At 45.7% G+C, this 25,242-nt stretch carries 23 protein-coding genes; 9 read left to right on the top strand and 14 right to left on the bottom strand.

Annotated features, from left to right (window positions below):
* Window positions 1–24 precede the first annotated feature (24 nt).
* Window positions 25–693 (top strand): dTMP kinase, encoded by a 669-nt coding sequence (gene tmk / locus QT998_RS17840; protein ID WP_333093346.1) that lies wholly within the window; start codon window positions 25–27, stop codon window positions 691–693.
* A 218-nt stretch (window positions 694–911) separates the two neighbouring features.
* Window positions 912–1,877, top strand: a complete 966-nt coding sequence (locus QT998_RS17835; RefSeq protein ID WP_333093347.1) for a DNA polymerase III subunit delta' — start codon at window positions 912–914, stop codon at window positions 1,875–1,877.
* Window positions 1,878–2,199: 322 nt separating this feature from the next.
* Here the strand turns inward: QT998_RS17835 and QT998_RS17830 are convergent, their stop codons facing one another.
* The 4 genes from QT998_RS17830 to treY all read right to left on the bottom strand — a co-directional run bounded on the left by QT998_RS17830 (window position 2,200) and on the right by treY (window position 8,736).
* Window positions 2,200–2,712 carry a DUF4112 domain-containing protein gene (locus QT998_RS17830; protein WP_333116583.1) on the bottom strand — a complete coding sequence of 171 codons (513 nt, stop codon included), beginning with the start codon at window positions 2,710–2,712 and terminating at the stop codon, window positions 2,200–2,202.
* 438 nt (window positions 2,713–3,150) lie between these two features.
* Window positions 3,151–5,049 (bottom strand): molecular chaperone DnaK, encoded by a 1,899-nt coding sequence (dnaK, locus tag QT998_RS17825; RefSeq protein ID WP_333093349.1) that lies wholly within the window; start codon window positions 5,047–5,049, stop codon window positions 3,151–3,153.
* Window positions 5,050–5,383: 334 nt separating this feature from the next.
* Window positions 5,384–5,569, bottom strand: a complete 186-nt coding sequence (locus tag QT998_RS17820) for a hypothetical protein (protein ID WP_333218102.1) — start codon at window positions 5,567–5,569, stop codon at window positions 5,384–5,386.
* Window positions 5,570–5,943: 374 nt separating this feature from the next.
* Window positions 5,944–8,736, bottom strand: a complete 2,793-nt coding sequence (treY, locus tag QT998_RS17815; protein ID WP_333116588.1) for a malto-oligosyltrehalose synthase — start codon at window positions 8,734–8,736, stop codon at window positions 5,944–5,946.
* A gap of 274 nt (window positions 8,737–9,010) precedes the next feature.
* Here treY and QT998_RS17810 point away from each other — a divergent pair, with 274 nt between their 5' ends.
* Window positions 9,011–9,136 carry a hypothetical protein gene (locus QT998_RS17810; protein WP_333093352.1) on the top strand — a complete coding sequence of 42 codons (126 nt, stop codon included), beginning with the start codon at window positions 9,011–9,013 and terminating at the stop codon, window positions 9,134–9,136.
* A gap of 54 nt (window positions 9,137–9,190) precedes the next feature.
* Here QT998_RS17810 and treZ read toward each other — a convergent pair whose 3' ends face one another.
* Window positions 9,191–11,017, bottom strand: coding sequence for a malto-oligosyltrehalose trehalohydrolase (gene treZ, locus QT998_RS17805; RefSeq protein ID WP_333116591.1), 1,827 nt, complete (start codon window positions 11,015–11,017; stop codon window positions 9,191–9,193).
* A 325-nt stretch (window positions 11,018–11,342) separates the two neighbouring features.
* Between treZ and QT998_RS17800 the strand changes: the two genes are divergently transcribed.
* Window positions 11,343–13,409 (top strand): amylo-alpha-1,6-glucosidase, encoded by a 2,067-nt coding sequence (locus tag QT998_RS17800; RefSeq protein ID WP_333093355.1) that lies wholly within the window; start codon window positions 11,343–11,345, stop codon window positions 13,407–13,409.
* Between the two features lies 1 nt (window position 13,410).
* On the opposite strand, the gene QT998_RS17795 is transcribed toward QT998_RS17800, so the two are convergent.
* Window positions 13,411–14,622 carry an RNA-guided endonuclease InsQ/TnpB family protein gene (locus QT998_RS17795; RefSeq protein ID WP_333116594.1) on the bottom strand — a complete coding sequence of 404 codons (1,212 nt, stop codon included), beginning with the start codon at window positions 14,620–14,622 and terminating at the stop codon, window positions 13,411–13,413.
* Window positions 14,623–15,021: 399 nt separating this feature from the next.
* Here QT998_RS17795 and QT998_RS17790 point away from each other — a divergent pair, with 399 nt between their 5' ends.
* The gene (locus tag QT998_RS17790) at window positions 15,022–16,062 is read left to right on the top strand and encodes a glucokinase (protein WP_333116597.1); all 1,041 of its coding nucleotides are present in this window, start codon (window positions 15,022–15,024) and stop codon (window positions 16,060–16,062) included.
* 253 nt (window positions 16,063–16,315) lie between these two features.
* Window positions 16,316–16,912, top strand: coding sequence for a hypothetical protein (locus tag QT998_RS17785; protein ID WP_333116600.1), 597 nt, complete (start codon window positions 16,316–16,318; stop codon window positions 16,910–16,912).
* A gap of 69 nt (window positions 16,913–16,981) precedes the next feature.
* On the opposite strand, the gene QT998_RS17780 is transcribed toward QT998_RS17785, so the two are convergent.
* From QT998_RS17780 to QT998_RS17755, 6 genes are all read right to left on the bottom strand, one after another.
* Window positions 16,982–17,320, bottom strand: coding sequence for a XisI protein (locus QT998_RS17780; protein WP_333116603.1), 339 nt, complete (start codon window positions 17,318–17,320; stop codon window positions 16,982–16,984).
* On the bottom strand, window positions 17,308–17,724 hold the full coding sequence (locus tag QT998_RS17775) for a XisH family protein (RefSeq protein WP_333116604.1): 417 nt from the start codon (window positions 17,722–17,724) through the stop codon (window positions 17,308–17,310). Before QT998_RS17775 ends, QT998_RS17780 begins: the two co-directional genes overlap by 13 nt.
* 56 nt (window positions 17,725–17,780) lie before the next feature.
* Window positions 17,781–20,363 (bottom strand): CHAT domain-containing protein, encoded by a 2,583-nt coding sequence (locus QT998_RS17770; protein ID WP_333218100.1) that lies wholly within the window; start codon window positions 20,361–20,363, stop codon window positions 17,781–17,783.
* Between the two features lie 109 nt (window positions 20,364–20,472).
* A complete protein-coding gene (locus tag QT998_RS17765) occupies window positions 20,473–20,892 on the bottom strand; it encodes a type II toxin-antitoxin system VapC family toxin (protein ID WP_333116609.1) in 420 nt (139 codons plus the stop codon).
* Window positions 20,889–21,458, bottom strand: coding sequence for a hypothetical protein (locus tag QT998_RS17760; RefSeq protein WP_333116612.1), 570 nt, complete (start codon window positions 21,456–21,458; stop codon window positions 20,889–20,891). The genes QT998_RS17765 and QT998_RS17760 overlap by 4 nt, the downstream gene beginning before the upstream one ends.
* Before the next feature lie 169 nt (window positions 21,459–21,627).
* Window positions 21,628–22,230 (bottom strand): hypothetical protein, encoded by a 603-nt coding sequence (locus QT998_RS17755; RefSeq protein ID WP_333116615.1) that lies wholly within the window; start codon window positions 22,228–22,230, stop codon window positions 21,628–21,630.
* An 83-nt stretch (window positions 22,231–22,313) separates the two neighbouring features.
* Between QT998_RS17755 and QT998_RS17750 the strand changes: the two genes are divergently transcribed.
* Window positions 22,314–23,204, top strand: coding sequence for a hypothetical protein (locus tag QT998_RS17750; RefSeq protein WP_333116618.1), 891 nt, complete (start codon window positions 22,314–22,316; stop codon window positions 23,202–23,204).
* Between the two features lie 206 nt (window positions 23,205–23,410).
* Here the strand turns inward: QT998_RS17750 and QT998_RS17745 are convergent, their stop codons facing one another.
* A complete protein-coding gene (locus tag QT998_RS17745) occupies window positions 23,411–23,539 on the bottom strand; it encodes a hypothetical protein (RefSeq protein ID WP_333218098.1) in 129 nt (42 codons plus the stop codon).
* A 53-nt stretch (window positions 23,540–23,592) separates the two neighbouring features.
* Window positions 23,593–23,898, bottom strand: a complete 306-nt coding sequence (locus QT998_RS17740) for a hypothetical protein (RefSeq protein WP_333116620.1) — start codon at window positions 23,896–23,898, stop codon at window positions 23,593–23,595.
* A 213-nt stretch (window positions 23,899–24,111) separates the two neighbouring features.
* Here QT998_RS17740 and QT998_RS17735 point away from each other — a divergent pair, with 213 nt between their 5' ends.
* Complete coding sequence (locus QT998_RS17735) at window positions 24,112–24,297, top strand: ribbon-helix-helix domain-containing protein (RefSeq protein WP_333116622.1); 186 nt, start codon at window positions 24,112–24,114, stop codon at window positions 24,295–24,297.
* A gap of 109 nt (window positions 24,298–24,406) precedes the next feature.
* The gene (locus tag QT998_RS17730; RefSeq protein WP_333116624.1) at window positions 24,407–25,174 is read left to right on the top strand and encodes a DUF429 domain-containing protein; all 768 of its coding nucleotides are present in this window, start codon (window positions 24,407–24,409) and stop codon (window positions 25,172–25,174) included.
* Window positions 25,175–25,242 lie beyond the last annotated feature (68 nt).

Here is a 25,242-nt window from a genome sequence, read left to right as displayed (position 1 = left end):
TTATTTAGATGGAAAGTTAGACTCATGAAGGGTAAATTTATTGTGTTTGAGGGCGGCGAAGGTGCGGGTAAAACTACTCAAATGCAGCGGTTGATACATTGGCTGCAATCAAGTTGCTATTTGAAAGTCGGGTTGGTGGCTACTCGCGAACCGGGGGGGACTGAGCTCGGAAAGCAACTGCGACATTTGTTGCTCAAACAAGATTCGGGAGAATTGGTATCGGAGATGGCAGAATTACTGATGTATGCGGCCGATCGCGCTCAGCACGTCGAAACTTTTCTGAAACCAGAGTTATCCAAGGGAACGATTGTCTTGTGCGATCGCTTTACTGACTCTACGATTGCTTATCAGGGCTACGGCCGGGGTCTTAAGTTAAATTTAATTAAGCAGTTGAATGAAATTGCCACGGGCGGCTTGCAAAGCGATCTGACTTTGTGGCTGGATATTGATGTGGAGGCGGGTTTGGCGAGGGTAAGGGCTCGGGGAGAGCGCGATCGGATGGAGCAAGCTGACTTGAACTTTCACCGCCTCGTGCAGCAAGGTTTTGGGGAGTTAGCGGAGGAACATAAATCTCGCATTGTTCGCATAAATGGCGATCGGTCTGAAGATGAAGTCGCCCAGGAAATCCAAGCCATTGTAACTCGCAGGCTAGAAGATTGGGGATATTCAAATAACCCCAATTCCGAAAAGTAAGGAATGAAAATTTAATAACTTAAGCGATTGCTCGTTACTTTTGCTCTGCCTCCTTATTATCTCGCAACTTATATCAAATCCGTTAACATCGGAATGATTTAACCACAGAGAACACAGAGAACACAGAGAGATTAGAGAGAAATGAATAATTCCGTAACGGAATTGATATCAGGGGGCTGTCAACTGTCAACTATCAACTGTCAACTGTCAACTATCACATGGATTATTTCACATCATTAATCGGACAAAATGGAGCCGTAGAATTACTAACCCAAGCAGTCGATCGCAACCGAATTGCTCCAGGTTATTTATTTGTAGGTTCTAACGGTATCGGCAAAAGTTTAGCCGTTCAGTGTTTCATCGAGCTTTTATTCTCAGTCAATCTTCCCGAAAAACAATCGATCAGCTCCCTGCAAAATCGCGTCCGGCAGCGAAATCATCCAGACTTGCTTTGGGTAGAACCAACTTACATGAACCAAGGCAAACGGCTTTCGGCAAAGGAAGCAGAGGAAGCAGGTTTGAAGCGGAAAGCACCGCCCCAAATCCGCTTAGAACAAATTCGAGAAATCAGTGAGTTTTTGAGCAGACCGCCTCTAGAAGCTGGGCGTTCAGTTGTAGTTTTGCAGCAAGCAGAAACAATGGGCGAGGGAGCCGCTAACGGCTTGTTAAAAACCTTGGAAGAACCGGGAAAAGCAGCCTTAATTTTAATTGCTCCCACTGTGGATGTTTTGCTGCCGACTTTGATTTCTCGCTGTCAAAAAATCCAGTTTTCGCGGCTGAATTCCGAAGCAATGGCACAAGTTTTGCAGCAAGCCGGATTCGCCGAGATTTTATCGCATCCCGAGGTAATGGGGATGGCTCAGGGAAGCCCTGGCGAGGCGATTGCTATTTGGCAGCAACTGCAATCAATCCCCGATGATTTCCTGCAAAAGGTGAAACAGTTGCCTCAAAATCTGCGGTGTGCTTTGGAATTGGCCAAGGAAATTGATAAAACTTTGGATACTGAATCTCAGTTGTGGTTGATCGATTATTTACAGCATTGTTATTGGCAGCAGTTTTTGACCGGGGGAATTGGTCGATCGCCCTTAGAACCCTTGGAAAAAGCGCGACAATATTTGCTAAACTACGTACAGCCGCGATTAGTTTGGGAATGCACGCTTATGGGAATTTGTCAATCCCTTTGAAATTTTAGATTTGAGATTTACTCCACAGATTAATCTAGGACTCAGACCTTGACAAAATGACTTTGAGAGGAAATTGATAAATATGAGCGATCGGCGTTGCTCGATCGGGATATGAAACAAATAATATCGTGTCCGCTCAATTAACCAGATTAAGGTTCGTAGTGCGGACTGAAGTCCGCTCAATTAACCTTACTACGAACCTTTTTGGGGACAAGGTTTCCAGGCTATTGTTGGAAACCAGTTATTTAAATTGATTTAGGATTGCTATACTAAATTGTTTGTGGCGATCGCCCATTCCTGATTCTTACCCTAAAATCTCATATTACCGTCCAGTAAATACTTGAAATAGCCACCCTAAAAGCATGACACTCAAAAAAATAACGCCTCCAATAATTAACGTCAAACCTAACAGTAAAGCCGCCACAAATAACCAATCGGCTTTTTTACCTGGTTCTGGGGAACCTAAATGAGCGTCCAGCAATTCTATATTTTTGACATTCGCTTTCCAAGCAACATCAAGCAAGTCTCCAGCAACAGGTACTGTACCGGCAACTGTATCAAATACAATGTTAGCTGCCATTTTTATTAAAGTTTCTTGCGGCACTCCCATTTGAGCGGATTTGAAGACAACATAGCCTGCAAAAATCGAACCAACTAAATCGCCACCACCCGGTATCAGTCCCAAGATCGGATCGAGTCCGATGCGATAACGGGTGCCGGGAATGGGAATTGCATTATCTAGTAAGTGGCTGATTTGGCGGAGTCGTCGCAAGGATGCAGTCTGGGATTTATTTGGGCTATTTGCAGCAGAGTTTTGTAGGGGAGGACGAGACATTTAATTTACTCCTGGTTGCGATCTGATAGCTAGTGTAGGATATTTATTCAACCAGTCTGAAGTTTATTGTCGGGAACATCTGATATCTTGCAGCAATGTCAATCAAGGGTTATCTGCTGGGGTGGGGCGGGTTTATTTCACCTATATGCAGGTTTAATTCCCTTAGCTAACCTGCCCCTAGGGCTGATTGAAAATGGTGCAAGATGTCAGGATCGTCTCAGCCTCAGAAATCCGGTTTTTGTGGGAAAAGCCGATTTGTGGGTAATTCATCACCCAAAAAACCCGGTTTTTCTTCAAAACCGGGTTTCTGGCTTTTAGCTGTCTGTTCTCAGTTTAATCGGGAAAGCCCGATCGCACTTGTTCTGAATTAGACGAATCCTCACCAGCCTGTAAATAGCAGACTTTTCCAGCCTGCTACACAGGAATTATGGGAAATGTCTATTTGTTGCCTTCAGTGAAGTCGGCATCAATCACGTCGTCACCGCCGTCAGTCGGGCCGCCAGTCGGGCCGCCAGTCGGGCCGCCAGTGGAACCGTCAGCTTGCTGGTACAGGTTGCTGCTGACAGCGTAGAACGCTTGCTGCAACTCGGTTGTCAGTGTGTTGATGGCTGTGTCGTCTTCTTTGGCGATCGCCTCCCGCAAGTCTTTAATCAACCCTTCAACTTTAGTCTTGTCAGCATCTGGGACTTTATCGCCCAATTCTGCCAACTGTTTCTCAATTTGATAGGCTAAAGAGTCGCCTTGGTTTTTGCGATCGATCTTTTCGCGACGTTCCTTATCAGCAGTCGCATTTGCTTCGGCTTCCTTCACCATCTTCTCGACTTCATTGCTGGGCAATGTAGAAGCACCGGTAATGCTAATCGATTGTTCCTTGCCAGTACCTTTATCCTTGGCAGCTACATTCAAAATACCGTTAGCGTCGATATCGAAAGTAACTTCAATTTGCGGTACGCCACGGGGAGCCGGCGGAACTCCATCTAAGCGGAAAGTTCCCAAACCTTTGTTGTCAACCGACATTTCGCGTTCGCCTTGCAAAACGTGAATTTCCACGTTTGTTTGGCCATCTACAGCAGTCGAGAAAGTTTCCGACTTCTTAGTAGGAATTGTGGTGTTGCGAGGAATGATTTTGGTCATCACGCCGCCCAAGGTTTCGACACCCAGAGACAGCGGGGTAACGTCGAGCAACAAGATGTCTTTGACTTCACCGGAGAGCACCCCGGCTTGAATTGCTGCACCTACAGCAACCACTTCGTCCGGGTTTACTGTTTGGTTGGGGTCTTTGCCGAGGATTTTTTTGACCAGTTCTTGCACCGCAGGAATCCGCGTAGAACCGCCGACCAAGACAACTTCATTAATTGCAGATTTGTCTAATTTCGCGTCGCGGATTGCGTTTTCTACGGGAATGCGAGAGCGATCGATCAAATCGGAACAGAGTTCTTCAAACTTGGCCCGCGTCAAAGTCGTGTCCAAGTGTTTTGGCCCGTCTTGAGTCGCAGTAATAAACGGCAAGTTGATTTCTGCTTGAGTAACACTCGACAGTTCAATCTTGGCTTTTTCTGCAGCTTCCGTCAGGCGTTGCAGTGCTTGCTTGTCTTTGCGGAGGTCAATTCCTTCGGCTTTTTGGAAGTCATTAGCAATGAAATCGACGATTTTTTTGTCGAAGTCGTCACCGCCGAGGTGAGTGTCTCCACTCGTTGCGAGCACTTCAAATACGCCATCGCCGACTTCGAGAATCGATACGTCGAAAGTACCGCCCCCCAAGTCAAATACCAGGATGGTTTCGTTGCTTTTTTTATCTAATCCGTAAGCTAAAGCTGCTGCTGTAGGTTCGTTAATAATCCGCAGAACTTCTATCCCGGCAATTTTGCCAGCGTCTTTAGTAGCTTGGCGCTGGGAATCGTTGAAGTAGGCGGGCACTGTAATTACCGCTTGGGTAACAGTTTCGCCGAGGTATTTGCTGGCATCTTCTACGAGTTTCCGCAAAACTTGCGCGGAAATTTCTTCGGGAGCAAATTGTTTGCCACGGGCGGGACAGTCGAGTTTGACGTTACCGCCGACGTTGAGCACTTGATACGAAACTTCGGTGGTTTCGTTGGCTACTTCCTCATTTCTGCGTCCGATAAACCGTTTTACTGAGTAAAAGGTGTTTTCGGGGTTCATCACGGCTTGGCGCTTGGCGATTTGTCCGACAAGCTGGTCGCCGTTTTTAGCGTATGCTACTACCGAAGGTGTGGTACGACCCCCTTCGGCGTTGGCTATGACGGTGGGTTTGCCGCCTTCCATAACTGCGACGCAGGAGTTTGTGGTACCTAAGTCAATTCCAACTACTTTTCCCATAGGGGTGTTCCGGCTCCAATCTCTACAAAATTTTGGTTTTCTATCTTTGCGATAGTCTGGTTATTCAGGACTGCGATATTACCTCGCGGTTTACGGGTAGTGAGTCCTGCTTTAATACAGTCTTCGATAGGGTGCTGATCTCTATACTGCGGGCGGTAGACCTTGCGATGAAGGGGTATTTACCGAACCTGTTGAGGGACGGTTGCATCCGTGAGGCTTGCACCGCTACAGTTGCTGACTGCTTTTGTTTACTCTTCCTAATGTACGGCGTGCGATCGCTAGTGGCATTGTGGCAAACCGTATATGTTGTGTTGTATTTGCCGTCTTATATATTTTACAACTCCCCAGCTATCACGCACGGGCATTCTTCCTTCAAATAAAAACACCTTGCAAAAACAGTGCCTTTACTGGGTCTGACTTTTTCTCCAGAAGCGGTAGCGAGATGCCCTCCTGCCAAAAGTTGTAAACCTTCATCTCTGATATTGCTCGCCGCCGCATTAATATCCCTGTCATGTATCATTTTGCCACTACAAAAAACCAGTTCGTCTTCGCCTACTGATATCGTTTCCGATAGCATCGAAATTATATATTTTAATCATTGATAGTGCGAGCTTCCCCGAAGAGCGATCGACTTCGCGAGCAGGGAAACTCGCACTATATAATTCCAATGCTACCGCATTTGATATGATACCACGTCCAGTCGATTACCCTAACAAATTGGTTCGTAGTACGGACTTTAGTCCGCACTACGAACCAATTTGATCGTTATCAATCGATCGCACACGATATGACTACTAACTACCCTTCGACTTCGGTCGGGGGGCAAAATGACTACTGACCAATGACTACTGATTACTGACTACTAACTACTGACCACTAACTACTGACCACTGACTACTGACTAATCAGCAAAGCTGCGGGAAAATAACCAAGAGCATCACCAATTTCCAGCGTACCGTTACTTTCTACTGGCTGGTTGGTAATCGCATCCTTCCAAACCGACGGCATTTGCTCGGACAATACCAGATTAGTATCTTTCCAGACTTGTTTGCCGATCGGTATTTCTGCCGGTTTGACAACTCCCGTCAAAAACCGAGGAGCAACGACAATAACTGTAGTATCTCCAAAGCTTCGCGCAAAGGCAACCACATTATCCTTAAACGTGCCAACTACTTGCAATGATTGATAGTCGCCCGACTTAAACACTTCCAAGTATTCTTTTCTCGCTTCTAGCAATCTTGCCGTCAAAAACAGCTTGATTCTAGCATCTTCCCGCGTCGCAATCAAATCTTCTACCAGTTGCAAAATATCTGTCTTAGCTTGCTGTTTAATTTCCTGCAAAACTTGAATTCTGCGGTCAAAATCAACCGGACGGCGGTTGTCCGGATCGACGTGGCTTAAATCCCAGAATTCCGTTCCTTGATAAATGTCGGGAACACCAGGAGCGGTGATTTTTAGCAGCGTTTGAGATAAAGAATTGAAAATTCCGTAATCAGCTACTTTTTTCCAGAAAGGCAGAAAATTCTTCAAAAATTGATTGTTTTCTGAATTTTCGAGAACGCTCTCGATAAATGTCATAAAACCTGTTTCGTAGTCGTTGTCGGCTCTCAGCCAAGCCGTATAAACTTTAGCTTCGCGGACGGCTTTGATTGCATAATCTTTGAGGCGATCGACATAATCGGTGTTTTCAATTCCTTCAAAGGGAAAACTGCCGAGAATAGTTTGGTACAAGAAGTATTCGTCGTTAGTATCGGGAACCATTCGATTCACAAAGTTAATTTTCTTAGAAGAATTTAGCTCTCTCCACGACTTGACTTGCTGTTCCCATTCTTCGGGAATTTCTGACAAAACGTTAATTCTGGCTCGCACATCTTCGCCCCGTTTGGTATCGTGGGTAGCTGTAGCATTCATTTTGTGCGGCCAAGCTATTTGCTGCTGTTTGTTGAAGTCGTGAAAATCTGCCAGCGAAACACCGAACTGACTGGGGTTTCCTCCTACTTCGTTGAGCGATAAAAGCCGGTAGTAGACGTATAAAAGCGTGTCTTCAACTCCTTTCGCCATCAAAGGGCCTGTCAATTGCTGGAGTTTCATGACAAAGTGGCGTCGCTCCTCTTTTTGTTCGACTGTGAGAGTTTCTTCTTCTTCCAGCAACAGCAGCGTTTCGATAAATTTAAGTTCTTTGAGGAGTCGCGGTACCAGTTCTTTCGCATGGGCGATCGCATATTTTACGTAAGTGCGATCGGACTCTCGCAAACCCTCTTGATTTATGTAAGTTCGGTACACCGGAAAAACTGTTAAAACTGCTGACAGTGCTTTTTCCAAACCGGAACGAGTAAAGTCATTTCCCTGTCTGGAGTGACCGGAAATATTTTTCAAAAGTTGAGCCAGATTGTCAACATCTCCCGCCAAATTTTTCTCAACTATGAGCCCTTTTTTCTCTAAAAACAACTGTTCGTAGGGAACGGTCAGTCGAGTAAATCTATGATAGATTTCGCTAAATTGCTCTTCGCGATCGCACCGACAAAAAACGCCGTTTACATAATTCAAGAAATCGTAGCCGCTCGTCCCCTCGATCGGCCAATATGGCGGCAAATCTTCTTCGTGTTCCAGAATTTTTTCGACAGTAGTGTAAGTATCTCCGACTCTTTCCCGCAGCCGTTTCAAATATTCCGTTGGATCGTAGAGTCCGTCGATGTGGTCGATTCTTAATCCGGTAAACTTTCCCTCTTCAACCATCTCGAATATCAGAGCATGGTTTTTGTGGAAAACTTTAATTTCTTCAACTTTTACCGACATCAGTTCGTTGACCGTAAAAAACCTGCGATAGTTAATTTCTTCAGCTCCCACTTTCCAGAAAGATAGGCGGTAAAACTGATCGGAAAGCAAATCGTCCAGCAAATTAAAGCTTTCAGCATTGCCTTTTTCTCCGTTAAAAACATTAATGTTTTTATCGATAAATTCATGCACTACGGGATTTTGATTGTAGAGTTCCCACAGCAATCCTTTGACAAAAGCTACCTGATCGTATCGCGCCTTACCTTTAACTTCGGAAGAGGTATTTTTGATTAGGTAAATAATTCCTAAAAGTTTGATAAAATCTGGATGTCGCCTGCCTAATTCCCTGCCTAAATGCCCTAAATCATGAGTAATAAACTTACCGTAAGAGTCAATTTTGACGGGCAATTTCAAATCGTAGTAATTGATAGTCAGCCCTTTTTCCCTGTATTGAAGTTGAATCTCGCCATTTTCCAGACACTCTCCATAAAAATTGCCCAGCAGCGGAGCCAAAACTCGACCCTTGAGATTTTCGTAAGCGTGATTCCATTCAATATCGAAGTAATCGAAATAGTCGGAATCCGGGCCGTTTTCTAATACGTCTGACAGTAGCAAGTTTTGAGTGTCGTAGGCCATGTGGTTCGGGACAATATCTTGCAGCCATCCCATTTTTCGCTGCTTGATTTCGTAGGTGAGCGATTCAAAATCTTCTGAGTTTCCCAATTCGGGATTGAGCAGATTTGAGTCAACGACATCGTAGCCGTGAGTGCTGCCTTTTCTGGCTTTAAATATCGGTGATGCGTAAAGGTCGGTAATGCCTAATTCTTCCAAATAACTCACAATTTGTTTGGCGGCTTCAAATTTAAAACCTCCATGAAATTGAATCCGATAAGTTGCTGTGGGAATTCTCATTATGTTAATTTGAGTCCTATTTAATTAGTTGGTCGGCTTTTTTGTTTAAAATTAGAAATAGTGGGTTTGGTTTAGCGGTAGCGCATTCGGCTCGACAATAGCCTAACAACTATTTGTCATTACCCATATCTGGTGAAATCCTCAATCCGCTGCGAGCCGCCAGGGAATTAATTCCCTGACTAATGCGTGTAAGTCGGTTAAAACTAACCCAGTTTCTGGTTTTTTTAGTTTGTTTTAACCGAAGGCTGGCTAGTCGGTAAACGAAAAATCAAAAATGTGGATAATGACAAGTAGGGGCGGTGGATGGTGCTTGCCTGCCTTAATTACGGGGCGGTGGATGGTGCGTGCCGCCCTCATTACGGGGCGATCGCGAAAACTAAGACATCAAATAGTAGACTGATACTAAGTTTGATTGGGTTTTTGACACCAATGAGCGATCGCCCAAACCAACCTACTATTTCACTAATTCGTAGAGTGCGAAACTCTGCGGTTTAACAATCAATTCTTGCTCTGATTCGATATTGTCAGGCAAGCTAGAACCCGAACCCATCCATTTTACATCAGTAGAGTCTAAAATTTTGTGACCTTTGCCTGCGGGAAGTGCAGCAGTAAAAGCGACCTCTTGCTTGTTGAAGTTTAAAATGCCGTAGATATCGCTGTCATCTGTCCAGCGACGTAGAAACAATATTTGATCGGCTTCAATGCTGGACACTTCTAGATTGTTTTTGTCGAGTTTTTTAAGTGCCGGTATTGTCCGCCGCAGTTGAATCAAGTGTTGGTGCCATTCCCAGAGGACTTTGTGCTTTCCTTCTGTTTGTTTTTCCCAGTTTAATTTGCACTTTTGGAAGCTTTCAGGACTCTGGGGGTCTTGAAACTCGCCTCGACCTTCAAAAATCTTAAATTCTTGTTGTTTGTCTTTGCGAATAGCTTCAATTAAGTCAGGTTCTGAGTGAGAAACAAAGTACAAAAACGGTGCTGTTTCTGCGTATTCTTCTCCCATAAATAAGAAGGGAATATAAGGAGAAATAAAAACCGTACCTGCTGCGAGTTTCAGTGCTTCAAAGTCAACTATTTGCGACAGTCTGTCTCCCAAAATGCGGTTGCCGATTTGGTCGTGGGTTTGGGAAAATACTACAAATTTTTCGCCCGGTTCATCTTTGACAGAACTGCCGTGTTTTCGCTTTCTGTGGGGGGCGTACTGGCCTGAGTAAACAAAGCTTTCTTTGAAGGATTTTTCTAAATGTTCGCACTTGCCGAAGTCTTGGTAATATCGGTCATTTTCTCCGGTAAGCAAGGCGTGGAGTGCGTGGTGGAAATCGTCGCACCACTGGGCATCTAATCCCATGCCACCTAGTTCTTTGGGGCGTGTAGTGCGGACATCGTTTAAGTCACTTTCTGCGATTAAATAAATTTTCCTTCCTACCTCTTCGGAAAAATCCGCTGTGGCATCGGATAGTTGTTGCAAAAACGGTCTGGCACTCACTTCAAATATTGCTTGAATTGCGTCTAGCCTCAAAGCGTCGATGTGATAGTCTCGAAACCAGTAGAGGGCGTTTTCAACAAAGTAATTGCGGACTCCATCGCTGTAAGCGTCGTCGAAGTTGAGGGCTTCTCCCCAAATAGGTCGGTATTTTGATGTGAAGTAGGGGCCGAATTCGGGGAGGTAGTTTCCTTCGGGGCCTAGGTGGTTGTAAACGACATCGAGAATTACTAATATGCCGTGTTCGTGGCAGGCATTGATGAGTTTTTTGAACTCTTCGGGGCCGCCGTAGGAGTTTTGGACGGCGTAGGGATATACGCCGTCGTATCCCCAGTTTCTGTCGCCTGGGAATTGGGCGACTGGCATGATTTCGATGGCGTTGATTCCGAGTTCTTGAAGTTGTTTGAGTTGGGGAATTATGGCTGCAAAGGTTCCGGTTTGGGTGAATGTACCTACGTGCAGTTCGTAGATAACTATTTCGGCTATTGGCACACCTTGCCAATTTTTGTCTGTCCAAGTAAAGGAGTTTTCATCTATTACTTGGGATGGGGCGTGGACTCCTTGGGGTTGATATTTTGAGGCTGGGTCTGGTAGATCGGTTTTTTCTTCGAGTTTGTAAGTGTAAAGGGTTCCTGGTTGGATGTCTGTAGCTGTGGTTTGCCAGTAACCTTCTGCGGATTGCTGCATGGGGATTTGGCGTTTGTTTGGGGAAATGATTTGGAGGGATATTTGTTTGATTGTGGGGGCCCAAACTGTAAATTCACATTGATTGTTGCCGAGGTAATTGGCTCCTATCTTCACTTTTAGTTGTTCTCCTTATAAAATAGGTTGGTGGTGCGATATCCCTAGGGGCGGTATCAAATGCTTTGCCGTGACTGTTGGATGTCTATTTAGAGGGTAATATGGCTTAAAATAACAAACAACTAACTTTAGACAGAGCCATTAAAGGCTAGAATTGCGACTGGGAAAAAGTAAAAGTAGCGGTTGGTTATGTTTAAATTAAAGCATGAATCTGCTCCTAGCGCCGATCGCCCAATAGCAGCCTGCAATGGTTAATATTTGTTGTTAACAATTGGTTTTAAATATACCTAAAGATAGATTACAAATTAGCGCGAGTGTTTGTTTTATGGTTATTGATTTTGGACGGGAAATTTGCTGCAATCTTGACTCGGCGGAGTCTCGCGAGTGGTTGGTAACAAACGGGATCGGCGGTTACGCTAGCGGGACGATCGCCAATCTGCTCACTAGGCGCTATCACGGGCTGCTGGTAGCCGCCCTCAAACCCCCGCTGGCACGCACTTTGATGCTCGCCAAGCTCGACGAGACGGCGGTGTATGCCGATCGCCCTTATCCGCTTTATACAAACCGCTGGGCCGACAGTGCGATCGAACCCCACGGCTACAACTTAATCGAAAGCTTCTACCTCGAAGAAACTACCCCTGTTTGGAGGTTTGCCCTCGGCGACGCTATTTTGTCCAAGCGGATTTGGATGCAGCAAGGTGCTAACACAACATATATTCAATACCATTTGCACCGCGCCTCAAAGCCAGTATCCCTCGCTGTCAAAGCCCTAGTCAACTACCGCGACTACCACCACACAACAAGGGCTAGCGACTGGCCCGGGAGGCTAGAAACCTTGACAGATGGGGTTTGCGTCACGGCTTTTGAAGGAGCCGCACCGCTTTATCTGCTGACAGATGCCGAACCAGAGGCTCAATTCCGAGTCTCGGCTCCTTTATACAATTGGTACTACGGATTTGACCTCGCCGCTGAAAAACGGCGCGGATTGGAGTATTGCGAGGATCACTTGCACGCGGCGACTTTTCACTTGACCATCGCACCGGGAAACTCTGTCACATTGATAGCCAGTACCGAGAAAAATCCCGAACTCAACGGCGCTAAAGCTTTAGAAATGCGTCGCACTTACGATCGACAATTGCTGCAAAACTTCTCGCCCGCCAGAGAATCTCCCGACTGGATCGATCGCCTAGTGCTAGCAGCAGACCAATTTATCGTCAACCGCCCGCTACCGGAGGAACCCGAAGGTAAAACGATTATCGCCGGATATCCCTGGTTTAGCGACTGGGGGCGCGATACCACGATCGCCCTGCCCGGCCTCACAATCTGTACCGGGCGGTGGGACATTGCCCGATCGATTTTGCGGACTTTTGCGCGGTATGTCGATCGGGGAATGCTCCCGAACCGCTTCCCGGATGCCGGGGGCGCACCGGAATACAACACCGCAGACGCGACACTGTGGTACTTTGAGGCAATTCGCGCTTACTGCGACTGCACCGGAGACGACGAACTTTTGACCGAACTCTGGCCGACACTATGTGAGATTGTGGAGTGGCACATTCGGGGAACTCGGTATAACATCCGCGTCGATCCCGATGACGGTTTAGTCTACGCGGGCGAAACCGGCGTCCAACTAACTTGGATGGATGCGAAAATCGGCGATTGGGTGGTGACTCCTCGGATTGGTAAGCCGATCGAACTCAGCGCCCTTTGGTACAACGCCCTGCAAGCTATGGCAAGTTTTGCTCGCAGATTGGGCAAGTCTCACCACGAATACGATCGGTTGGGCGATCGCACCAGCGCCGGATTCACCCGCTTCTGGAACGACTCAACCAGTTACTGCTACGACGTTTTAGACGGCCCGGACGGCAACGACAGCTCGCTGCGGCCAAACCAAATATTCGCCGTTTCCCTGCCCCTAGACTCGATTCCGCCTCGCTCCGCCACCTCTTTGTTACCGGGGGTGCGGGGCAAGGAAACTCCCCGCTATACACCGTTACTCACACCAATCCAGCGGCGCTGCGTAGTGGACGCTTGCGCTCAAGGGCTTCTGACTTCCCACGGCCTGCGAAGCCTCTCACCGCAGCACCCGCAGTATTTTGGAGTCTATACAGGCGACCAATTGCAGCGCGATAGCGCCTACCACCAAGGCACGGTTTGGGGCTGGCTGATGGGCCCCTTTGTCTTGGCTCACTTGCACGTATACAAAGACCCAGCACAAGCTCGTGAATTTCTAGCACCGATGGCACATCATATAAAAAGCGCAGGGGTTGGAAGTCTCAGCGAGATTTTTGAGGGCGACGCTCCTCACTCGCCTAGGGGCTGCACTGCTCAAGCTTGGACTGTGGCTGAGGTGCTGCGGGCTTGGTTGGCAATTAATACTGTGGGTGTGTGAACTACCCACCGTCAAGCGGAGTACCGCTATGACGGGGGCTTCCAGTTTCAAGGGGAATCGCATCTATCAAGACCGAAATCTTTCCAGGTTGACTTACACTCCCTCCACTGGCTGCAGCACTCGTTCCTAATGCCAAAAACCGCAAGGCTTCATCCCTAATATTTTTCGAGGCATTGATATCTCTATCATTACGGCTGTGACACTTAGGGCAATCCCAATAACGCAGGTTCAAAGGCATTTCTGATACTTTGTGAAGACAATTATTACAAGTCTTAGAGCTAGGGAAAAATCGGTCAACCTCTACATAGGTTTTTCCACTTTTTTCTGCTTTGTACTTGAGCATTGTCCCAAACATCCCCCATCCAGCATCGCTAATCGCTTTAGCTAGACAATGGTTACGCACCATACCTTTGACATTTAGATTTTCTACTGCAATAACTTGGTTTTCGTCTACTATCTTGCGGGATAGCTTGTGCAGAAAATCGACCCGGACTCTTTTGATTCTCGAATGAACTCTGGCTACTAATCTTTTAGCCTTATGCCTAGTATTGCTCCCTTTCTGTTTGCGACTTAGTTTTTGCTGCTTACGCTTGAGATTGCGACTGTGTTTCCTGAGATGCTTAGGGTTTGCATACTTGCTGCCATCACTGGTTACAACAAAGTCAATTAACCCAACATCTAAGCCGATAGCTTTGCCGTTAGCATCTTTTTCCGGTGTCTCTCGTCCATCATCAACCAAGATCGAAGCATAGTGTTTACCATCAGTATTTTGGGAAATAGTAACAGTTTTAACCTGGCCATCGAGTGTTCGATGAATTATGCAATGCACTTCACCGATTATCGGCAATTTGATCGAGTTATCACCTACTTTAACATTCTGAGGATAACTAATAGATTGTTTTCCATGCTTCGACTTGAAGCTAGGAAAACCGCCACGTTTATCAAAGAAATTTTTATAAGCAGTAGACAGGTTCAATGCGACTACTTGAAGTGATTGAGAATAAGCATTTTTCAACCAAGGAGATTCCTTTTTTAGATTTGGGAGTAATCCTTGAATCGCACTTCTACTCAGCCCTTTGCCAGTATCTTTGTAGGTTTGCTGACACAGATTCAAACTATAATTCCAAAACCAACGACAACAGCCGAAAGCACCCGCAAAGTACGTTTGCTGTTGGGCAGTAGGATAGATTCTGAATTTATAGGCTTGATACATTATTGGCGATCGACATCTCTGATAATATGGTACCAAGGATACGCCGGAAAATCCCAGGAATTTGCTCGTCTGGTCACGCCTATCCCATTTCCCTCGATCATCAAGATGTCGAGTTTCGTGGGATAGGCGATAGATCGTCGCTTCGCTCGTCTTTCATCCCACCACCAAGCGGAGTACCGCTATGGTGGGGGGAATTCCCGCCTGTCTAGTTAAATGGGGAATGCGATCGGAAGTAAAGAGGGCAACCACGGGGGGTTGCCCCTACAAGAATTACACTAATGAACGGACTGCTATAGTCTTGATAATGATTTAGGATTGCTAGAGTGCGAGCGGGGACGCTCGCACTATAATTATGCAAAACACAGATGCTCCCCCATCTTTGATTGAAATAGGAGGTTTATGGCATTATTGTTAGCGGGTGATATTGGCGGGACTAAGACGATTTTGCGCTTGGTGGAAAGGACTGTTAAGGGTGAAATGAATGCTCTTTACGAGTTTCGCTATCCGAGCGGCGAGTTTCCCGATTTAGTGCCGATTGTGCGGCAGTTTTTGACGGAGGCTGCTGCAAAACTGGATTTTGTACCTGAGCCTGAAAAAGCTTGTTTTGCGATCGCGGGCCCGGTAGTCAACAACACTGCAAAATTGACTAATTTACCTTGGCGACTGGATGCAAAGCGCTTGGAACAGGATTTAGGAATATCCCGCGTTAGTTTAATTAATGATTTTGTTGCGGTTGGTTACGGCGTGTGGGGTTTGGACGATCGAGATTTGCACGTTTTGCAAGTTGGAAAACCCTGCCAAAACGATCCAATTGCTGTGATTGGTGCGGGTACTGGTTTGGGAAATTGTTTTGCAATTCCCGAAGCAAATGGTATTAGGGTTTTTTCTTCGGAAGGGGGACACGCTGATTTTGCACCTCGCTCGGAGTTGGAGTTTGATTTGCTGAAATATTTGTTAGCAAAACATGATATTCCCCGAATATCGATCGAGCGTGTAGTTTCGGGACAGGGGATTGCTTCAATTTACCAGTTTTTGCGCGATCGCAAGTTTGCTGCTGAATCTGCGGAGGTAGGGGCTGCGATCGCTCAATGGGAATCAGAAATTGGTAAAAGCGAGAAGACTGTCGATCCGGGGGCGACAATTGCTCAGGCGGCACTCAAAAAGTGCGATCGGCTTTCGGAACAAACAATGCAAATGTTTGTAGAAGCTTACGGGGCGGTGGCGGGAAATATGGCTGTTTCACTTTTACCTTACGGCGGTTTGTATGTAGCCGGCGGTATTGCTGCTAAGATTTTGCCGCTGATTTTAGAAGGCGGTTTTATGCGAGCTTTTACCCACAAAGGTCGGATGGATTCACTGTTAGAAATGATTCCGGTGCGATTGGTTTTGGATGACAATGTAGGGTTAGTGGGAGCGGCAGTTTGTGCGGCCGGTCTTTAGGGATTGAAACTGAGGAATTTGCCATATTGGAGGCCCGCGTGCGGGCCCCGCAAGAGTTTTTGCGGCCCATGCTAAAAAGTTTGTGCTATGCTTTAGAGTCGTAGCGTAGCGGGGCGTAAGCCATCGCCCGTTTGCCAAAAGTCGTAGCGTAGCGGGGCGTAAGCCATCTCAAAATGCCGCCAACGATTCGGAAGATGCGAGGATAAGTTAGACTCAGATATTACCTTCAAAATACAAATCTGTATATTATTAAATGGAAAATATATCTATTCTAGAACAAGCCGCTAAATCGAATACAAAACCATCTCCCGCCGCCGTAGTCGCAGCCCTCTTAGAAGCTGAGAAAAACGCGAAACAAAATAAAATTCGCTATGGTTTCGAGCAATTAATCGGCAATTGGCGCTTGTGCTTTATCACCGGCACTAAAAAGACTCGACAAAAAGCGGGAATTGTGTTGGGCGCGGGACGTTACATCCCTGAGTGGGTGGCGAAAATTCAAATTGCTTATTCGGCCCAACCTGTTGCTGGTGGGGAAACGGATAGCGAAACGGGCAGGGTGGAGAATTCGGTGCAAGTTGGGGCGATCGTACTAACTCTTTCTGGGCCGACTAAGTTTTTGGTTAATAAGAATATTTTAGCTTTTGATTTTACCAGAATTACGGTGAAATTGTTGGGTAAAACTGTGTATCAAGGATTTATTCGCGGTGGAGAAGGGCGGGAGGCGGAGTTTTTTAGTTTGAGTGTGGGGAAGCAGGCATTTTTTGCATATTTTCTGGTAGGAGATGGGATAATTGCGGCTAGGGGAAGGGGCGGCGGATTGGCTTTGTGGCGACTTGTAGGGGCGCATTAATGTCAGCTTCACCCTCAGTCCGCCAGGGGTTTAAACCCCTGGCGGACTGAGGGTTTGACCCCCTTTTTTCTAAGCAACTCCATAACCAGTATACGGACGCTTGTAAGGTGGATGCAGCCCTAGAACAATGTCCTCTTTTGGTACTCCCATCTCCACTAATTCTTGACCGAGATCGGCTTCTGTCATGTTGCGTTGAATCCAAATTTTACCATCCTTGATATCTAAGTGAATGAAACAGTTATAAATCCGTTTGTATCCCTCCCAACCAAGATCTAAAATTTGGTAATGGTCTTGTTCTGTATCGAACACAAGCTGACATTCAACATCCAAGTCTGAATTATTATCAACATTGGCATGGGATGTTAAGAGTTGGCGGATAAATTGGCGGTACTGCTCTATTCTTTCCATTCAATGATTACCTCCTGAATCGGTTCATAGACGATTAACTTCACTTGATACTGTTTGACAGCTTCCTGAGTGAATCGTTCTTGAAAAAAGGATTCAAATATATCGATAGGAATTGCCAGATATAGAGTTCTATCTGATTCATTCATTTGCAATCCTAAGCGGTAGTTTAAAAACTGTCCTAACGCTGAATGAAAGTCTGTAACCGCTGATGGATTCAAAAAGCTTTTGATTTCAACAGCAATCTTTTGTCCAGCCTTTTCAGCAGCCAAGACTTTCTCTGCTGCTAAATCTATCTCAAACTTTACCTTATCTATCTTGAGAATCAGCGGATCTGCCGTAATTACCCACTGCTCCTTCAATAGAGCTTGTTTAACAGCATCATGGAATCGGTCTTTGGCAGCCATCGTTTTTTTTACAGTATCTAGGTATTATTATAGCAGCGAACGGGATTTGGTCTTTACTACCGGGCATCGCCAATTAAAATAAACGGCGACCAATAAAACGGATGCCGCTGGATTTGACTCAACTTAGCCTGCCGCAAAGCTTCATTCTTACTCATCCCCTTATTAATATTTTGATAAAATTCAACCATCAAATCTTTAGTAGCGGCATCATCAACACTCCACAAACTCGCCATCACAGCTTGTGCGCCCGCCCGCTCAAATACATAGGCAACTCCCGATATTTCTTCGCCGTTAGAATTTGCTTGCATAGCAGTTTGACACGCGCTTAAGGTGAGGAGTCTGGTGTTTTGCAATCCTAATAACGCGGCATCGCGAATATTGAATTGGCTGTCAGCAAATAGCAGTGTATTTTCCTCCATGCCCAATTTTTTACAGCCTCCCTGTTGGAAACAGCCGTGAGTTGCTAGATGTAAAAAAGGAAAGCGGGGTGCTTGAGTTTTGAATTGGTCGAGGGTGGCGGCATTGCCGATATAGGCGGAACTTCCGGGGAATGATTGAGCGATATTTCTAACTTCTTCTTCTGTACCGGGTAAATTTTGTGGATCGCGGGGGATGGGATTTCCTAATGCTAAGACTCCGCCTTGTAAAGTAGAATTGGGAAGTGACCTTGTGGAAATGCGGGTGAGATAGTGGACGGGATATTTCTGGATGAGGAATTGGCGATTTTTCGTGTCCCAAAGGGTTTCAAAAGGGATATAACGCAATTTTCCTGTGGCGATGATGCTCAATTGTTTGGGAGATAATGCCTGTATTTGGTCTTCGAGTGGGCGAATTAAGATATCGTATAGTTTGCCACCCGTTTCTCTGTAATCTGAAGTGAGTTCGCTTGATATTTGTTCGCGGTGTTCGGTGAGGAGTTTGTCAAATTCTGCGGGGTCGATGGCAATTTTTTTAACGCTTAAACTGTCTTTTGTCAAGACAAATAGGGCGATGGTATTGGGGACATTTTTGACATTTGTCAGCAAGACGGGTTGAATGACAACGGTATCTGGTGCGATACTTGCTTTCAGTTGGGCGATGTCTTTGGGTGTGGTTTCAAAGAGTTCGGCGACTTCAGGGAATTGGCGGGAGATTTCTTCGGCTTTGCGGTTGGCTTCTGTTTCTAATTCCCGCATTTGTCGGGCTAGATTTTCTGAGAAGTTGTCTTCGAGTTGGCTACGGAGGAATTGGAGTTGTTGATTTTTTTGATTCCACTCGTCAAGGGTTTTTTGTGCTTGGGGGTTGGCTACTTTGGCGTCAATTAAGCGGGTGTAGTCGGCGAGATCGGCTGTGGTGGCGATGTTGACCCATTGGAAGGCGCGATCGGCTTGGTTTTGGTCGATGAGGATGTCAACAAGTGCAACTGCGCTACCTCTTTCGCCTTCTAAAAATTTTTGGCGATTTTCCCGTTGTAAACCACTCCGTATTTCTAGGGTAATTTGGATGGATTGCTGCAAATTGTCGATCGCTTGAGTTGGTTGCTTCATGTCTCGATAGGCAAAACCAATATTATTTAAAGTAGTAGCTTGTCCAGAACGATTACCCACTGATCGCAGAATCGGTAATGCTTGGTTATAGTATTTCAATGCTTCTTGCGGTTGGGAGATGCTGTCGTACACTAAACCAATATTACTCAAAGTAGTAGCTTCTCCAGAGCGATCGTCCACTGATCGCAGAATCGGTAATGCTTGGTTATAGTATTTCAATGCTTCTTGCGGTTTGGAAATGATTTGGTACACTGTACCAATATTATTTAAAGCAGTAGCTTCCCCCGCGCGATCGTCTACTTCCCGCTTAATTGGTAAAGCTTGGTTATAGTATTGCAAAGCTGATTGTGGTTGTCCAATTCTGTCATAGACTGCACCGATATTATTCAAAGTAGCAGATTCCCCAGAGCGATTGTCCACTGACCGCAGAATTGGTAAAGCTTGGTTAAAGTATTTCAATGCTTCTTGCGGTTGTCCGATGCTGTTGTAGACTGCACCAATATTATTTAAAGTAGTAGCTTCCCCAGAACCATCGCGCACTGATCGCCTAATTGGTAAAGCTTGGTTATAGTATTTCAACGCTTCTTGCGGTTGTCCGATTCTGTTATAGGCTAAACCAATATTATTCAAAATAGTAGCTTCTCCAGAACCATCACGCACTGACTGCATAATTGGTAAAGCTTGGTTATAGTATTTCAATGCTTCTTGTGGTTGTCCGATGCTGTCGTAGACTGCACCAATATTACTCAAAGTAGCAGCTTCTCCATAAGGATCGCTCGCTGACCGCGTAATTGGTAAAGCTTGGTTATAGTATTTCAATGCTTCTTGTGGTTGTCCGATTCTGTTGTAGTTCAAACCAATACCATTGAGTGCTATAGCTTCACCTCGTCTCTCTTTAAATTGTCGCGCAATGACTAGAATCTGCTGCCATGTTTCGATCGCTTGTTGCCTTTGTCCTTGCTTTTCCTGTTGCCTTGCTTGCTCTATGAGTTGCTCTAATTTTTCAACCTGTGAATTTTGACTTTGTGCCCAACTCGGTTGCACCATAATCGGCACAGTCATAGGAGTCAGACACACACCCAAAACCAAAACACTACTAATAATTCGTTTCATCTTTTTCATAATTCACCAAATTCGATTAATAGAATAGGCATCAAACGCAGAATTTTTACTTAATATAGGTATCCCTTCCATCATTGCTTGTGCAATAATAAGGCGATATTTACACATACCAATTTTCTATTTTCAAGTCGATAAAATCTGCAAAGTCTGAAACATTGTTTGTCACAAGTATCAATTCGTTTACTTTAGCGATCGCCGCAATTTGACCGTCTGCAAATGCTGGGGTTTTGCCAATACTGGAGAGACGCGCTCTTTCTGTCGCGTGCCAAATGGCAGCATTAGCATCATAAGGCAGGAGAGGAATTTGAACTCGAACTGTCTCATAGAGATAACTTTCTAGGATTCGACGTTTCCTTGATTCAGGAAGTCGCTTACACCCAAATAAAAGTTCGTGAAAGACAACTGTTGCCGTCCCAACTTCTTCTTTGTATTGCTCTAACATTTTGACCACATTTGTATTCGGAATTGGTCGAGTTGGTTCCGAAAGTACGTTAGTATCTAATAAAAATCGCAAACTCACAAAATAACCTCGCGCCCTGGTGATGAATCTCTGAGTCCCTCAAAAACTTCTGCCTCAATTCCTGCTTCTTCTAGATTGTTTTCTTGACGAAACTTTTGGATTGCTTCCCAAAAATTTTGAGGTTGCTCAATCTGGCGTTCTTTCTCAATCTTAGCAATAATTTCAGTTAATTCAGCAGATACTTTAGTCAATTCTTTAGCTTTTTCCAGCAAGCGATCGACCAGCGGTGATGGCAATAACTCCAGCGGTTCATCAAAGTCATCAGAAGTTGTAATTAGTCCGCTATCGCTCCCAAACAGCAGGGAACGGCCTTGGGTTTTATAAAAAAGCACTGATAATTGTCTATTAATTGCACCTTCACTGTCTAGGAATTCTCCAATTTTTCGCCATTCCTCTCTGTCTTCATCTGACAAACCTGCTAAAAACTCTTTCATCTTTGCCAGCTTCTCCTCATAGTTGACTGGCGAAACTTCCTGGACTTCAATCAGAACTTCGGAGCCGTCAGGAATATTCGGATTTTCAGAAATTTCGATAATATTACCCCGTTTTATGCCTTTGATTTGCATACTTATATGTCCCTCTTAACGAACTTTTATAAATTGTAGCACTAGGATCTTCATTGAAATAGACAGTCCGGGACACACTCCGACCAAATAAACCGGGTTTTTTACCGAATCTGCGCGCTACAACGAAATATTTTCGTAAAAAAACCCGGTTTCTGGCCACGCGACGGACTCAATAGGGAGTCGCTGCAATTGTCATTGTCTTTTTCTGCACATCAAACTGCATTTCATCCACGACAAATTGCCGTTTATTTTTCCCATCTCCAACCATAACTGACCTGATACTGTCCAACTTGTCAAGAGAAAGAACAGACTCTAGCTTCACATCCGCTTGACCTTTATTCGGATCTAGCAAGCGAAAAGCGTTCATGGGAATACCGCGCCAAGTCTCTGGACGACCTTTCGCTGAAGTGCCATCGCCCCTAACAACTGGCCCTCCATTACTGTAATAAACCACCGCATTTTTGGGAAACACGATTTTATCAATTTGACCCAACGGGATCGATCGCTTTTCCTGTCCTAGCTGTATCCATAATTGTTGCACTTTCTCGTCAATCTGCACAACTCGACCGTCTCTTTTTCCGCCCCCTTTCATCACAATTTCCGCTTGCGTCGGCAATGCTACGGGTATCGGCTGGCTAGCGTTAGCCTGTGCTTGTACGGATGGCAAATTCTGTTTCTGGACTTCCTGACTGGCCGCATTAACTTGTGCTGCCATACCCGCTGTTACCGTAAAAAGTGCTACAACTAGAAATGAAAGTGTTTTGCGTTTCATCGTCCCCTAGACCCCCTTCAAGGATAAGCGTTACCCGTGCTACTGTCCTAAAATTGTACTCCACATCCCTTGAAGGTGATTCCGTGACTGCTTCTCCCCAACCTACTCCCGAATCGAATATTTTAGGCAACTTTGCCAGTGTTGTTGGCTTACTCGGTGCCGCTTTGTTTTTCACCGGCTGGATTTATCGCTGGTCTTATTTTTACTGCTTTCAGCTAAATGTAATTACCCTCGATTTACCAGTAGAATCGTTTTTCCTAGTACCGCTTCAGGTATTTTTAGGCGATGGCTGGACAATACTCAAAAGTGCGATCGCCCTTCTACTGACAGCCCTCGCGATTTACCTCACTTTGTGGCTGGTTAATAGTATAAACAAGACAGTTACTGCTAAAATTAATGGAACAATTACACGGTGGCTTTCCTCTACTTACGCCAGAAGATTCAGGTGGCTTTACCGCATCCTGACCTCTTGGCAACAATTTAATGTCAATAGATATAACTCAATCAAATTATTGCGATCGCTCGTAGATGAAATTATCATTGTCGGTTGGGTATTGCTAGTGTTGTTTTGGTCAGCTTACCACCAAGGTATTGCCGATGCCCGACGCGATGCCGGGGAAAATTCGTCTTTACCCGCCGTTGCCTTAATCGCCAAACAAGACAACATTGCTTTAGGCAGAAAACTCGACGATCCAACACTCCGACTAGACCCCAAAGGATTTAAGGCGATCGGCGATGCAGGTTTATTTGCAGATTTGAGCAGAAGAGATTATACTGATATCAATAATCCCAAAGAACCTTTAGTTTGGCGGTTACTTTTGGAGAGAGGAAACTGGATTTATCTGTTTCCTGCTTTAACAAAAGAACAGCAAACAGACCCTAAAGCTCGCCCGCCAGTAATTGCCATTCAACAAAGTCAATCCGGCGATCAATTGTTAATTGTAAGTCCCGAAGCTTCTAAACCTTCTAAATAAATTTGGGGCGGGTTGATTGGATGCCAAAATAGTCGAGATCCCCCCTAACCCCCCTTAAGAAGGGGGGGACAAGAGCATTCAAAGTCCCCCTTCTTAAGGGGGATTTAGGGGGATCAAAACTCAACAACAAGTGAGAGATACAAAGTCCCCCTTCTTAAGGGGGATTTAGGGGGATCTGGATTTAGTACACCCTACTGGATTTGTGTTTATTGATTAAGCCCGATCGCACATAACAACTTCAAACACACCCCCTGGAATAAACCGACACAAAGCCCTCCGCCGATCGTCCGCATCTTGGCGATTGACAAAACGCGCAATTGTATAGTGCTCAGCATTCGGTAAAATTCGGACGATCGCCCAAGAAGTGCGATCGCCCCCCTTTGAGTTTTCAGGTGTTTTCCCTCGCGGAGTTGAGTTCGATCGCGGGGCGATCGGCGATCGTCGGAGAATTGGCTTTTCTGAGAGTGTTGAGGTAGCGGGCGATCGTACTTCCTTTGAGATTCGCCCCGACGCGCAGAATCAGAAACACCGCAAAGCTTTCGATCTCTGGCCCAGTCATGCGCGCGCGATCGGCCTCAAAATCCTCATCAGAATAGCTGCGGATACCCGACAGCAGTTGCGTTATGCCAAAATCATTCAAAGCTTGTTGATAGCCGCGGTTATATTCGCTGCCGTCGCTCACAGGCTTTACCATAGTAATTGTCTCCTTTTATGTGGATTGTCTCCTTGTATTTGGGGAACCATCAGCCAGCGCGGGCCCGACGAAAGTTCAGCGCTGGCTTTTGACTTTTTGAAACTATAGCATAGATATAGCACACATAAATGCTTTAAATGAGCTAAACTCGACAGGATGGTCTAGATACAGCACAATTACGATCGGCTTATACTAAAAAATAATGAATCTCTGATGACCAAACGCTTAGCGACCTATTTAGCCGATGGAATCTATGACATCCTTGAAGAGTGGGCAAGTCAAGAACGCCGTTCAGTCAGCAGCTTGTCAGCATTTATTTTGGAGCAAGCAGCCAGAGAACGCCAAAAGGAAATGAAACAACAGCCCCAGCCATCGGATGAGAAGCAGGAGAAGAGTTGAGTGGACGCATCAAAGCCAAAGAAACCGGGTTTTTTGCGGTTTTTGCCGGCTGTAACGAAGTATTTGGCAAAAAAACCCGGTTTTTGACCACCCGTGCGTCCAGAACTATATGAAATTTATCGGAATCGATTTAGGTTGGAGCTCAGGAGCAAGCGGTTTGTGCTGTTTGAATTGGCAAAATAACCAATTAGAATTAATAGAGTGCGATCGCCTCTTAGCAACCAACGACATCCTCACCTGGATCGACACCCAAATCTCCCCAACCGAACCAGCCATCGTCGCCGTAGACGCGCCCACAATCATCAGCAATCCATCAGGAATGCGCCTCGCCGACAAACTCACGCACAAACATTTCGGGCGCTACCACGCAGGCTGCTATCCCGCCAACCTTTCCCGCCCCTTCGCCCAAAAAACAGTAGAATTCGGCCTCAGTTTAGAAGCCAGAGGATTTGTCCACGCCCCAACAATCACCGCTCAAGAATTAGGGCGATATCAAATAGAAGTTTATCCCCATCCAGCCACAATTAATCTATTTCAATTAGAGCGAATAATCAAATATAAAAAAGGAAAACTGGCAGAACGTCAATTAGAATTGATGAAGCTCTACCAGTATATTTTAGATATTTTACCGACTCTCAAACCATCCCTAAATCTCGCCAATGTCGCCAATAAAAATCAGCGTTCATCAGCGTTCATCAGCGGTTCAAAACTCCCCGAAATCCCCACCAGCACAGCTACCCTCAAAGCCTTAGAAGACCAGCTAGATGCCTTGCTGTGCGCTTATATCGGCGCGCACTGGTGGTACTGGGGAATCGAGGGGAATCTCGTATTGGGCGATCGTACAAACGGATACATTGTTATTCCCCAACTTCGATAACAAGATTGGGAGAGGGGAAGATTGGGAGAGGGGAAGATTGGGAGAGGGGGAGATTGGGAGAGGGGGAG

This window comes from Microcoleus sp. S1D4 (assembly GCF_036700765.1).
Lineage (GTDB): Bacteria > Cyanobacteriota > Cyanobacteriia > Cyanobacteriales > Microcoleaceae > Microcoleus.
The sequence above is the reverse complement of the archived record's forward strand: the minus strand, read 5'-3'. Positions and strand labels throughout refer to the sequence as shown.